At 70.6% G+C, this 11,543-nt stretch carries 12 protein-coding genes; 7 read left to right on the forward strand and 5 right to left on the reverse strand.

The genetic code is table 11. The annotated features are described in order from the left end of the window. The first annotated feature begins 4 nt into the window (after positions 1-4). Positions 5-1,672, forward strand: a complete 1,668-nt coding sequence (locus BCY76_RS09395) for a phenylacetate--CoA ligase family protein (protein WP_237090072.1) — start codon at positions 5-7, stop codon at positions 1,670-1,672. 2 nt (positions 1,673-1,674) lie between these two features. Beyond that, positions 1,675-2,235 carry a hypothetical protein gene (locus tag BCY76_RS09400; protein ID WP_070159133.1) on the forward strand — a complete coding sequence of 187 codons (561 nt, stop codon included), beginning with the start codon at positions 1,675-1,677 and terminating at the stop codon, positions 2,233-2,235. 2,050 nt (positions 2,236-4,285) lie between these two features. Here the strand turns inward: BCY76_RS09400 and BCY76_RS09405 are convergent. Beyond that, positions 4,286-4,861 (reverse strand): protein-L-isoaspartate O-methyltransferase family protein, encoded by a 576-nt coding sequence (locus BCY76_RS09405; RefSeq protein ID WP_070158715.1) that lies wholly within the window; start codon positions 4,859-4,861, stop codon positions 4,286-4,288. A 172-nt stretch (positions 4,862-5,033) separates the two neighbouring features. Here BCY76_RS09405 and BCY76_RS09410 point away from each other — a divergent pair, with 172 nt between their 5' ends. Further along, positions 5,034-5,591 (forward strand): aldo/keto reductase, encoded by a 558-nt coding sequence (locus BCY76_RS09410; protein WP_336582043.1) that lies wholly within the window; start codon positions 5,034-5,036, stop codon positions 5,589-5,591. After that, a complete protein-coding gene (locus BCY76_RS20410) occupies positions 5,570-5,740 on the forward strand; it encodes a hypothetical protein (RefSeq protein ID WP_336582044.1) in 171 nt (56 codons plus the stop codon). Before BCY76_RS09410 ends, BCY76_RS20410 begins: the two co-directional genes overlap by 22 nt. A gap of 11 nt (positions 5,741-5,751) precedes the next feature. On the opposite strand, the gene BCY76_RS09415 is transcribed toward BCY76_RS20410, so the two are convergent. The 3 genes from BCY76_RS09415 to BCY76_RS09425 all read right to left on the reverse strand — a co-directional run bounded on the left by BCY76_RS09415 (position 5,752) and on the right by BCY76_RS09425 (position 9,155). Continuing rightward, on the reverse strand, positions 5,752-6,687 hold the full coding sequence (locus BCY76_RS09415; protein WP_085437577.1) for an aldo/keto reductase: 936 nt from the start codon (positions 6,685-6,687) through the stop codon (positions 5,752-5,754). Between the two features lie 34 nt (positions 6,688-6,721). Beyond that, positions 6,722-8,356, reverse strand: coding sequence for an NAD-dependent epimerase/dehydratase family protein (locus tag BCY76_RS09420; RefSeq protein ID WP_237090073.1), 1,635 nt, complete (start codon positions 8,354-8,356; stop codon positions 6,722-6,724). A gap of 64 nt (positions 8,357-8,420) precedes the next feature. Further along, entirely contained in the window at positions 8,421-9,155 is a 735-nt protein-coding gene (locus BCY76_RS09425) for a sulfite exporter TauE/SafE family protein (RefSeq protein ID WP_237090074.1), read from the reverse strand. A gap of 80 nt (positions 9,156-9,235) precedes the next feature. On the opposite strand from BCY76_RS09425, the gene BCY76_RS19270 reads away from it, so the two are divergent. Then, complete coding sequence (locus BCY76_RS19270) at positions 9,236-9,385, forward strand: hypothetical protein (protein WP_237090075.1); 150 nt, start codon at positions 9,236-9,238, stop codon at positions 9,383-9,385. After that, positions 9,385-9,579: a VOC family protein gene (locus tag BCY76_RS19275; RefSeq protein WP_237090076.1), complete on the forward strand. Its 195-nt coding sequence runs from the start codon at positions 9,385-9,387 to the stop codon at positions 9,577-9,579. Before BCY76_RS19270 ends, BCY76_RS19275 begins: the two co-directional genes overlap by 1 nt. A 4-nt stretch (positions 9,580-9,583) precedes the next feature. Here BCY76_RS19275 and BCY76_RS09435 read toward each other — a convergent pair whose 3' ends face one another. Next, positions 9,584-10,645, reverse strand: coding sequence for a zinc-dependent alcohol dehydrogenase family protein (locus BCY76_RS09435; protein WP_085437578.1), 1,062 nt, complete (start codon positions 10,643-10,645; stop codon positions 9,584-9,586). Between the two features lie 279 nt (positions 10,646-10,924). Here BCY76_RS09435 and BCY76_RS09440 point away from each other — a divergent pair. Continuing rightward, positions 10,925-11,543: hypothetical protein (locus tag BCY76_RS09440; RefSeq protein ID WP_170922645.1), on the forward strand; the 619-nt coding region annotated here is incomplete at its 3' end.

Here is an 11,543-nt window from a genome sequence, read left to right on the forward strand (position 1 = left end):
CCTCATGGCGCCCTCCACCCTGCTGTCCTCGCTCAAGGCCCTCCGTCTGCGCCCCGTGGTGCCTGATGAGGCGCAGGCCCATCTGCGGCGCCTGCCCATCCGTCGCGGCCCGGTCAACATCGCCCGCCAGGTGATGCTGCGCTCGGCGAACCTGGGCCTGACGGCGGCCTACCGCCTCTACCGCGCCGACCCGCTGCTGTGGCGGTTCACCGCCCGGAACTACCACCCCGCCCTGGAACGCTTCGCCCAGCTCAACGCCTGGATGATCTGCCAGCACGCCTCCCTCGACGTGCCCGCATACCAGGACTATCTGGCCCGCACCGGCTACCGGTTCAGCTGGTGGGACCTGACCTCCTACACCCCGACGTCCAAGGACGAGTACGTCCGCTGCTACGAGGAGGCGCCCCGCTGCTGGCGGGGACGCATCGACGTCGCCGGGACCGTGGTGGACGAGTCCTCCGGTTCCTCGGGCACCCCGTTCAACTGGATGCGCTCCAAGCAGGAGCTCGACACCGTGCACAAGAACGTGGCCGGCTATGTGACCATGCTCTTCGGCGAGGAGAACCTGTTCTGCATCAACGCGTTCTCCATGGGGGCCTGGGCCACCGGCACCAACACCGGTCAGGCGATGGCGAAGATCGCCATGGTGAAGAACACGGGTCCGGATCTGGAGAAGATCCTCGACACGCTGCGCCACTTCGGTCCCGGCTTCACCTACCTGATCACCGCCTACCCGCCGTTCCTGAAGCATCTGGCGGACCGGCTCGACGCCGCCGGGGAGGAGTTCGCCGACTTCCGGCTCAACGGGTTCGTCGGCGGCGAGGCCATGACGGAGGGTCTCCGGGATCACCTGGAACGTCGCTTCCACCGGGTCTACGCCGGCTACGGCGCCTCGGACCTGACCATCGGCATGGGTGGGGAGACTGATCTCTCGGTGACGCTGCGCCGCGAGCTGATCAGCAACCCGGACTTCCGCGAGCGGGTCCTCGGGGAGGAGGAGACCCGCATTCCGATGGTCTTCCAGTACAACCCGTTGGAGACCTTCCTGGAGACCACCGAGGACGACGAGCTGGTGGTCACCATCAACTCGGCAGCGGTGATGAGCCCGCGGCTCCGCTACAACATCGGCGACGAGGCCCGCCTGCTCACCTTCCCTAAGATGGTGCAGCTCACCGCCGACTTCCCCGACCTGGTCCCACGCCTCAAACGCGCGTACCGGCACCAACGGATGAAGCTGCCCTTCCTGCTGCTGTTCGGCCGCAGCGACTCGACGATCTCCTACATGGGGGCGAACATCTACCCGGTGGACGTGCAGAACGGCCTGTATCGGGACCCTGAGGTCGCCCGGCTCATCGAGTCCTTCCAGATCGAGCTGCAGCAGACCGGGGACCTGGAGCACCGGCCTGCATTGCACGTCCAGCTGCGGGACCCGGAGTTCTTTCCCGACGCCGCCCTCGCCGACGGCGCCCGCGAGCGCCTGGCGGAGACCATCGCCACCGGCGTGCTGGAGCATCTGGCCTCCGTCTCGCGGGATGTCGCCGAGTCTCTCGAGGAGGACCCCAGCGCCGCGGAACTGCTCGTGCATGTCCACCCCTGGCGTTCGGGCCCCTTCACCGACGACGTCTCCCGACGGAAGATCAAGAACGTGTACCTCCGGCGCAGCGAGGGATGAGGATGCGCACCCGTGACTTCTCCGCCTGCCGCGCCCCGCAGGCCCGCACCGGGGCGCTGTTCCTCGGCTGCAACGAGTACCGCTCTCCCCGAGCGTTCCTGGAACAGCTGGTGACCTGGGGCCCTCTGGCGAAGGCGCTGAAGAACGCGCCGGGCTACCTGTGGCATCGCAGCTACTACGAGTTCCCGCTGCGCATCGGCCTAGTGGTGTGCTTCGAATCGCGAGAGTCGCTGATGGCCTTCGCCAAGGCCCCGGAGCACCATGCGATCATGCACTGGCTGGTGGGCACCTCCCCGGAGACGGGCACCGGATCGGCCGACCCGTCGAAGGCGCCGGTGGTCGGCGGGTTCATTCGGATCCTGGAGGCTGAGGAGGTCGGCTACGTCAACGGCACCTGGCGGGCCGAGGGCAACGAGCTGCGCATGGTGGAGAACTGGCAGGATCGCTCGCCAGGTGCCCGTCGGCCCGGCGACCTGCCCGAGGACCTCCGCGCCACCATCACCGGTGCCGGGCGGGTGAGAGCTCTCGCCCGGGCGCTCAATCCGCTGCGCCGGAGACGCTGATGCCGGCGTCACGGCTGACCGTTGAGGAGGTCCGCACCCGCACGGCCTGCGAAGAGTTCCTCGCTCTGGGTTCCCGCACGGCCCAGGCAGTGCCGCTGCTCGCCGATGACGTCCGGGCCTGGTTCCGCGGCGACCACCCCCATGTCGACGAGCTCTCCCTGCTGCTGGTCCGCGACGACGACGGCGTCCCGGTGGGCCGCTGCGTCACCCACTGCTCCGCCGAGCTCGACTCCGTGCTGAGCGCCCCGCTCGGCCCCGGCCCCTCCCAGCTCTTCGGCGCCGTGGAGGCGCCCTCACCTGCCGTGCTGCAGACGCTGCTGGGCGCCGTCGAGAACCGCGCGCTCCGCGCCGGCGCGACCGGTCTGCTGGGCCCGATGGAGCTGCTGCCCAATCAGCAGGGTGGCGCCCTGACCTCCGGGTTCGCCGCAGACGCGTTCTTCGACTCCCCCTGGACCCCGCCCGAGCTGGCCGACGGGCTCCGCGCCGCGGGGTTCTCCCCCTGGCATCCGGCGTCGACCTGGGAGGTGGCGGTGCGGGACATCCCGCCCGCGCGCCGTCGTCGTCCCGACCCCACCGAGCTGGAGGCCTCCGGGGTGCGCCGCGAGCCCGCCTCGCGTCTGCGGCTGCGCGGCCGCGGCGGCCAGGTGGAGCGGCTGCGGGAGGCACTGAACGACTCCTTCGCCCAGCTGCCGTACTTCACCCCGATCTCCCGTCGCCAGATGGCCCGCCAGACTGCTGGCCTGGAGCTGCTGATGGACCCCCGGCTGGTGGTGCTGCTGACCGATGAGTCCGGGCGGATCGTGAGCTTCGCCCTGGTGGTTCCCGACCCGGCCCCGATGCTGCGCCGGTCCCGCGGCGAGCTCGGGCTCCGGGAGCTGCCGAGGCTGCTGGGCGAGAACCGGGATGCGGTGCTGATCGTCCAGGGCACCCGACCGGACCGCCAGGGAGAAGGCCTGCTGTCCCTGGTGTCGCGGGAACTGTTCGCGGAGCTGCATGACGGAGGCTGGGAGCATCTGCGGGTGACCAGCATCGGCGAGGACAATCCCGGCTCGTCCCGGGTCTTCGCCCACGCAGGCGGGCATCCGCTGCACCGGCTGAGCTTCTTCCACCGCCGGGTCGGCCCGGGCGACGGCGCGACGTTGCAGGGGCCTCAGTGGTGGTGCCAGGTGGCGGAGCGGGCGCCCAGCGCACACAACACCCAACCATGGGCGCCCCAGCCGGAGGCCGCAGCGTCGGCGCTGCGCCTGACCGTGGACCCCTCGTGCACCCTGCCGGTGGGAGACCCGACCCATCGCGACCTGCATCTGAGCCTCGGCGCGTGGATCGAATCCTTCGCCGTCGCGGCCGCCTCCGAAGGCCAGCACGTCAGCCTCGAGGAGGTCACCGGGGTCGGCCCCGACATCAGGATCCGCCTGAGCTGGAGCCCGGAGGACGCCACCCGGCCCGCCGTCGGTGCGGCAGCCGCCACCGTCCAGGACGTCCTGGACCGGCGGGTCCACCGGGGGCGCCTGCTGCCTCCCGGGCCGCTGGACCTCCCGGAGGGCTTCCACATCCTGGACGCCCTCGACGCCGACCCGCTGGAGCGCCGCGCCGGTCGCCACTTGGCGGCCACTCCGGAGTTGGCCGCCGAGTTGCTGGACTGGCTGCGCCTGGACCCTCAGGATCCCCGCTGGCATGAGGACGGGCTCTCCGCCGAGTGTCTGCAGCTGCCCCGGGCGGTGCAGTCCCGACCCGTGCAGCGGCTGCTCACAGGTCTCCGGCCGGCCCTCCCCGCGCTGCTGGGGCGGATCTCCCCTCCGCTGGCCGACGCAGGCACGGGCGTGCCGGTGGTGATGTCCTGCCCGGATCGCTCGCCGGCCGGCCTGGTGGAGGCGGGGCGGCGGCTGCAGCGCCTGGTGCTGCGGGCCTGCACCGGCAGGGGCTTGCGGTCTCCCCGGCCTCGGAGGTCATCGACTGCCCAGCCACGGTGGGGCGGCTGGGTCTTGAGCACCCGGTGGCGTACTTCCGGGTGGGGATCCCCGACGACGTCCCGCCCCGCTCGGCTCGGCGCTCAGTGCAGCGGCACGAACCGATACTGCCCGTGTCGAGTGGTGTGGACGCCGTCCTCGGTGCGGCGGATCCGGTGCATCTCCCCCACCACGGGGGCCACCATGACCCCGTCCGGTGACAGCTGGTCGATCAGCTCGTACGGGGTCTGCGCCGCATCCGCTGAGACCAGGATCCGGTCGAAGGGTGCGACGTCGGGCAGGCCGAGGACGTCCTTCTCGGCGGGACGCACCTGCACCCAGGGCATCGCCTGCAGCTCCACCGCCTGGCGCGCCCGGGCGGCGAGCTCGGGGATCAGCTCCACCCCGAAGACCCGACCGCCGGGGCCCACCAGGTGACCCAGCAGGGCCGCCGTCCAGCCGGAACCGGAGCCGACGTCGAGCACGCGCTGACCCGCGCGCACGTCGAGGAGCCGCAGCATGCGGGCCACGGTGCTGGGCTGGGAGTTGGTCTGGCCGTGCCCGATGGACAGCGGCTCGTCGGCGGCGGCGAACCGCCGCTGCGGCCACGGGAGGAAATCGACGCGTGGCACCTCGTCCATCGCGCGGGCGACGGCGTCAGGTGAGTACGGCTCTGCCATGGTGTCCTCATGATACGTCCCTGCGGGCCGCCTGCCGTAGGTCCTAGGATCGAGGCATGACCAGCATCAGTCTTCCCTCCGGCTCCACCATCCCTCGGCTCGGCTTCGGCACGTACAAGACCCGTGACACGGCAGCCGCAGTCACCGAGGCGCTGCGCGCGGCTACCGCCACGTGGACACCGCGCAGATGTACGCCAACGAGGCCGGCGTCGGCGCAGGGCTGCGGGCCTCCGGTCTGCCGCGCGAGGAGGTGTTCGTCACCACGAAGCTGCGCAACGATCGCCACCGTCCCGAGGATGTCCGTCCCAGCCTGGAGGGCTCGCTGCAGGAGCTCGGCCTGGAGCAGGTGGACCTGTTCCTCATCCACTGGCCGCTGCCCACCCTCTACGGCGGCGACTTCGTCTCCACCTGGGAGGCGATGATCGAACTGGCCGAGGCGGGGCTGACCCGTGAGATCGGAGTCTCCAACTTCCAGCCGCACCACCTGGACCGGCTCGTCGAGGACACCGGCGTGGTGCCCGCGGTGAACCAGATCGAGGTCCACCCCTACTTCACCAACGACGCCGTCCGCGCCCACTGCGCCGAGCTGGGCACGGCGGTGCAGGCCTGGAGCCCGCTGGGCCGCGGGGACGAGTTCGCGGACCCGGTGATCGCCGACGTCGCCGCCGCCACGGAGTGTCCCCGGCACGGGCCATCCTGCGCTGGCACGTGCAGCGCGGCGACGTGGTGATCCCCAAGACCGACAGCCCCGAGCGGATGCGGGACAATGCCGACCTCTTCGGGTTCGCCCTCTCGGAGCAGGAGATGGCGGCGATCACCGGTCTGGACAAGGGCCAGTCCGGGCGCCGCGGAGGGCACCCGGACTCGTTCGAGGGCTGATCGGTCCCGACTCAGGGGACCCGGTGGCCTGCGGCGCGCAGCAGCTCGTACCACTCCGGGCGGGTCAGCGGGATCTCGGAGCCCGACGCGGCCTCAGCGACTCGGTCCGCCCGGGTGGTGCCCAGCACCACCTGCATGCGTGCGGGGTGACGGGTGATCCAGGCGGTGGCGATCGCCGTCGGGGTCACCGCGTACTTGTGCGCCAGCCGGTCCAGCACGGCATTGAGCTCCGGGTACTGCGTGGAGCCGATGAACACGCCGTGCGGCGACTGATACGGGGACCATGCCTGCAGCGTGATGCCGTTGATCCGGCAGTACTCCACGATCCCTTCCCCGTTGGGTGAGACGGCCGAGGTCTGGCCGACGGTGTTGGCCATGATCCCTTCGGCCAGGATGGCAGCGTGCGAGATGGACAGCTGCACCTGATTGACCACCAGGGGCTGGTTCACGGCGGTGCGCAGCAGCTCGATCTGCGCGGGTGTGTGGTTGGAGACCCCGAAGTGCCGCACCTTCCCGGTGGAGGCCAGGTGGTCGAAGGCGCGGGCCACCTCCTCCGGCTCCACGAGGATGTCCGGGCGGTGCAGCAGGAGGATGTCGATGTAGTCGGTCTGCAGGGAACGCAGCGACTCCTCTGCCGAGCTGACGATGTGCTCATAGGAGAAGTCGTAGTACGGGCCGTCCTTGACGATCCCGGCCTTGGTCTGGAGGGTGATCTCTTCCCGTTCAGCCTGGCTCAGCCGCATCGCCTCCGCGAACCGGCGCTCGCACCCGTGGGTGGTCAGCCCTGTGCTGTAGATGTCCGCGTGGTCGAAGAAGTCGACGCCGGCCTCACGCGCCGCGGTGACGAGCTCGCGGATCTCCTCATCGGTCTTCTCCGCGATCCTCATCAGGCCGAGTGTGACGCTGGGGGCGGTAATGTCGGTCTGTGCGATCTGCTGTGTGCGCATGGTCACAACCCTATCGCGGCCCCTGGTCAGCGGGTCACAGACGCGCAGGGTCCTCCGGCATGCCGTCGCGGAAGGCGGTCTGCCGGGTGTGTCGATGCGCCTCACGCAGCGTCTCCAGCTGCGCGTGGGCATCCTCGATCAGCTCGGTGAACACGGCCGCCTCCACGCCCAGCTCCTCGGCATGCTCCCGGCAGACCAGCCACCCGTGGAGCTTGCCGGTCACCGCGCTGGACATCAGTTCGCACTCGAGCAGCAGCGCCGTGGGCGAGCGGCGCAGCGGGGCCCGCCCATAGGGCTTGAGCCGGGCGGCCTTCGCCCCCATCCAGGCCAGTGAGGCCGAGGGGCCCGGACGCGGGAAGCCCTGGCGCAGCATGAGGCCCTGCAGAAAGGCGTGCTCACGACGGATCGCACCCGCCACCTCGGAGATCTGTGGGAAGACGGGCGTGTCCTGATACGCCTCCGCCATCGCCTCGATCCGCTTGACCCCTGCCGTGGCGCCCGTGAGGTGATCAGCCAGGTACTGGCGCAGCAGCCCGGCGTCGACCGACCCGGTGAGCCGGTGACCGGCGTTCGGCAGATCGGGACTCTCCGGCTCCGGGCCGGAGCGGGGCCTCAGGGGAGGCGAGGCCACGCCGTCGCCGGAGATCATGCCCTCTAGGACGCTCTCCACAGCCTCGGCCGCGCTGCGCAGCGGACGCCAGCCCAGTTCCTGCCGGGCGCGCGTCGTGTCCAGCACCGGGGCGCGCAGGCTCAGGTCCAACCAGCCTTCGTCAGCGGGCACCATCCCCGCACGATGGGCGGCGCGCAGGGCCGAGCGCACAGGCTTGACCGGGACCGTCACAGCCCTGCCCCGTCCTCCGGAGAACACCTTCGCCAGCTGGTGCGCGTCCAGCAGGTCGTCGGCAGCGATGTTGAAGGGCCCCTCGGCACCACGGGTCACCGCCTCGGCGAAGGCTGACGCCACGTCGGCGGCATGCACGGCGTGGACCCGCAGACCGGCCGGAAGGGGGACCAACGGCGGACGGACCGCCCCGAGCACCTGCACCGGCGCCCATCGTCCGGCGAAGTACCGCTGGATCTCCGAGCCTGCGCAGCCCTGGAAGACCAGGCCCGGACGCAGGCGGGCGAGCGATACGTCAGGATGTGCCCTCTCGAATTCGTCCATGACGCGTTCCTGAGCGCATTTGTCCTCGCTGTAGTGCGAGCCGGGGATGCCGTCGGTCGGCCAGTCCTCGGCCCGGGGATCGTCGTCCTCCACCGGCGAGTAGGCACCCACCGACGAGGCCACGGCGACACGCCGGACCCCCGCCGCGGCGGCCGCCTCCAGCACGTGACGGGTGCCGTCGACGTTGACCCGGCGCAGCAGCTCCCGCTCCGTGTTCGGCTGGACGAGCCATGCCAGATGGACGACGGCGTCGATGCCGGCGAAGGCATCGGTCAGGGCGGCCACCGACTCGCGGAACTGGACGTCGATCGTGGCCCATTCGGGAGAGGCATAAGGCTCGACGTCGGTGTCAGGAAGGCGGCGGGCGATGCCGACCACGGAGGTGACCTCCTGACGGAGATGCAGCTCTCGGAGCACGGCCGAGCCTACGTTCCCGGTGGCTCCCACGACGGCGATGTGCACGGGGTCCACCTTCGATCCGGCGGTGCTGTGCTGTCTCAGCACGCTGTGTGGTCATTCAAGGTGGTCTTCCACCAGACCATGCCTGCCGCCGGGGCACAAGGGGTGGTCAGAGGAGCAGGTTCACCGCACCGACGGCGGTGAGCACCAGCACCAGCCGGTCGAAGAGCCGCTGGGAGATGCGCACGGCGATCCACCGTCCGATGAAGGCCCCGATGACGACCAGCGGCACCAGCATCCCCGCGATCGCCAGCACCTGCAGGTTCAGCAGGCCCAGGCCCACCTGGAACGGCAGCTTCGACAGGTTGACCGCGAAGAAGAAGTAGGCGGTGGTGCCGAGGAAGGTCTTCACCGGCAGTCGCATGGCGAGCAGGTACATGCTCATCACCGGTCCCCCGGCGTTGGCGACCATGGTGGTGAACCCGCCCAGCCAGCCGTAGCCGTAGGCGGCCGTCCTGCCCAGCTCTGCGGCGTCGGCGGCCGATCGACGCCGCCACAGGGTGAAGGCCAGCAGCGCCAGCAGGATGGCACCGATCACTCGCCGGACGACGGCGTCAGAGGCCAGCCCCAGGAACACGGCGCCCACCAGCAGGCCCACCAGCACGGCGGGGACCAGGCGCCGCAGGGTGGCCCAGTCGACGTCGCGCCGATACATCCAGACCGCGAAGAGGTCACCCACCAACAGCAGGACCAGCAGGGCCGCGGTGGACTCACGGGCCGGCATCGTGGCGGCGAAGATCGCCACCGCCAGGGTGGCGGCACCCGGCACTGCCGTCTTGGACAGGCCGACGATGAGCGCGCCGACGGCGAGCATCGCCCACCCGAGAAGGTCGAGGTCGATCACCGTGACAGCCTAATGCGCCGCCGGCCGGGGTCGGGACGGCGCACCTTGCCAGCTGCGGGACGTCGTCGTTGCATGGATCCATGACAGTGCAGAGAGTGACACCCATCTTCACGGTGGACGACCTGCCGTCGGCCGTGCAGGAGCACCGGGCGGTGCTGGGACTGGAGCTGGTGATGGACCTGGGCTGGATCGCGTTCCTCGCCGACAGCGCCGGGGCCCAGATCGGCTGATGACGCAGGACGCCTCCGCGCCGGTGAATCCGCAGGCGTCGGTGTTCGTCGACGACGTGGAGGATGCCTACAGGCTGGCTCAGGAGGCGGGACTCGAGATCGTCCATCCGCTGACGGTCGAGGCCTGGGGCGTGCGCCGCTTCTTCTACCGCGACAGCTCCGGCACGGTGGTCAACGTGGGCATGCACCTGTGACCGCTCAGCGCCGAGGGTCGATCATGGTCATGCCCGCCTGTGGCGCACGGTCCATGAGGGGCAGCGCGGCGGCGGCCTGATCGAGGCCGATGGTCCGAGCGATGAGCCGCTCCGGGTCCAGGCGGCCGTCGGCGATCATCGCCAGCATCTCCGGGTAGGCGCCAGCAGCCATTCCATGGCTTCCCAGGACGTCCAGCTCCCAGGCGATCACCCGGTCTATGGGCACCCGTGGGTGCCCGGACACCGCGGGCAGCAGTCCGATCTGCACGTGCCGGCCCTGACGCCGAAGACTGTGGATCGCATCCGCGCAGGTCTGCTCGGAGCCCACGGCGTCGACGGCGACGTCGGCCCCGCCGTCGGTGAGCTCCGAGACCCTAGCTGGGACGCCCTCGTCCTGCCCTGGCGTCCCCGGGCCCTGCGGGGCGAGGATGGTATGCGCAGCACCCAGGCCACGGGCCAGGTCGAGCGCCGATTGACTGCGATCCACCGCGATCACCTCCGCGCCGAGCGCGCGTCCGATCATCACCGCACTGAGCCCGACCCCGCCGGCACCGATCACCGCCAGCGTCTCTCCCCCGCTGATCCGGGCCCTGCCGACGAGCCCTCGATACGCGGTGGCGAATCGACAGCCGAGACTCGCCGCGGCCTGTGAGCTCACGCCGTCCGGGATGGCGACGAGGTTGGCGTCCGCGGCGTGCAGGACGACCCGTTCGGCGAAGGAGCCCCAGTGCGTGAATCCCGGCTGCTGCTGGTGGGGGCAGACCTGCGGCTCCCCCTGAAGGCACCAGCGGCACCGACCGCAGCCGCACACGAACGGCGCCGTGACACGGTCCCCGGGCCGCCAGTTCTTGACCCCGGCGCCGACCGCCTGGATGATCCCCGCCAGCTCATGACCCGGCACATGCGGCCACGCGATGTCCTCATGTCCTGCCCAAGCATGCCAGTCGCTGCGGCACAGGCCGGTGGCCTCCACACTCACGACGACGCCGTCCTCCGGCGCGTCGGGGGCGGGCACCTCTCGCACCTGAGGGTGGGCGCGGATCTCCTCGATGACGACTGCTCGCATGGGAAGAAGCATGGCACGGTTCGGTGCCTGGGCTCGATGGATGTGTCACAAGTAGGTCGTAGGGTACTGGCGCGCGGACAGAATCGGCTCGGAGGGTGCGCTCGGAGGTCGGATCCTGTCTCTCCGGGATGTGTCAGAGGTTGCCGGAAGACTGAGCAACACCAGGAGGAGCCGGGGAAGGACCCCCGCGACAGGGCAGCCGGGACGGGCTCCCCCGCAGGGGCGGCAGAGACGGGCACCCCGGCAGAGACGTCAGAGGAGGTGGATAGCGTGGGAGACATGGAGGACCAGGACGGGGTGAACCAGCACCCAGACCAGCACGGCCAGCACGGCCAGCACGGCCAGCACAGCGACGACGGTGCGGCTGGCTCCGTGTTCTGGCCCGCCCGGGCCGCGCACCTGGCCCAAGAACCAGAACTCTCCCACGCCCGAGCACTGATCATCACCACCCGCCAGACCGAAGCCCAAGCCCTCACCGGACTGCTGGACTACCAAGACCGCAGAGCCCGAGAAGCTCACGCCGCCGAAGTCGACCATCACACCCGCCGCGCCCTGCGGGAGGCCGCCACCACAGACACCGCCCACATCCTCGGAGTCAGCGAACAGGTCGCCTCCGGGATGCTGACCGCCGCCCGCACCGCCCGGACCACCCTGCCGGTCACTTGGAAGACCTATCTAGCCGGGATCATCGACACCGCCCGACTGCGCGCGATCACCACCACCGCCACCACCCTGATCCGGGCTGCGCACTGTGAGGCCTTCGACTCTGCTGCTGCTGGTGCGGCAGCGAGGATGACCGTCGGTGAGCTGCGGGCCTGGCTGCGTCGCTACACCGCCACCCTGGACCCCGCCCAATACCAGGCCGACTGCGACCGTGCCCGGGCGGATCGATGGGTAC

This window comes from Nesterenkonia sp. PF2B19 (genome assembly GCF_001758425.2).
Classification (GTDB): Bacteria; Actinomycetota; Actinomycetes; order Actinomycetales; family Micrococcaceae; genus Nesterenkonia; species Nesterenkonia aethiopica.

Excerpts from the sequence above, each read along its gene's own strand:
- BCY76_RS09395 (WP_237090072.1), top strand. The coding sequence starts at position 5 with ATGGCGCCCTCCACCCTGCTGTCCTCGCTCAAGGCCCTCCGTCTGCGC.
- BCY76_RS09400 (WP_070159133.1), top strand. The coding sequence starts at position 1,675 with ATGCGCACCCGTGACTTCTCCGCCTGCCGCGCCCCGCAGGCCCGCACC.
- BCY76_RS09405 (WP_070158715.1), bottom strand. The coding sequence starts at position 4,861 with ATGGCAGAGCCGTACTCACCTGACGCCGTCGCCCGCGCGATGGACGAG.
- BCY76_RS09415 (WP_085437577.1), bottom strand. The coding sequence starts at position 6,687 with ATGCGCACACAGCAGATCGCACAGACCGACATTACCGCCCCCAGCGTC.
- BCY76_RS19270 (WP_237090075.1), top strand. The coding sequence starts at position 9,236 with ATGACAGTGCAGAGAGTGACACCCATCTTCACGGTGGACGACCTGCCG.
- BCY76_RS19275 (WP_237090076.1), top strand. The coding sequence starts at position 9,385 with ATGACGCAGGACGCCTCCGCGCCGGTGAATCCGCAGGCGTCGGTGTTC.
- BCY76_RS09435 (WP_085437578.1), bottom strand. The coding sequence starts at position 10,645 with ATGCGAGCAGTCGTCATCGAGGAGATCCGCGCCCACCCTCAGGTGCGA.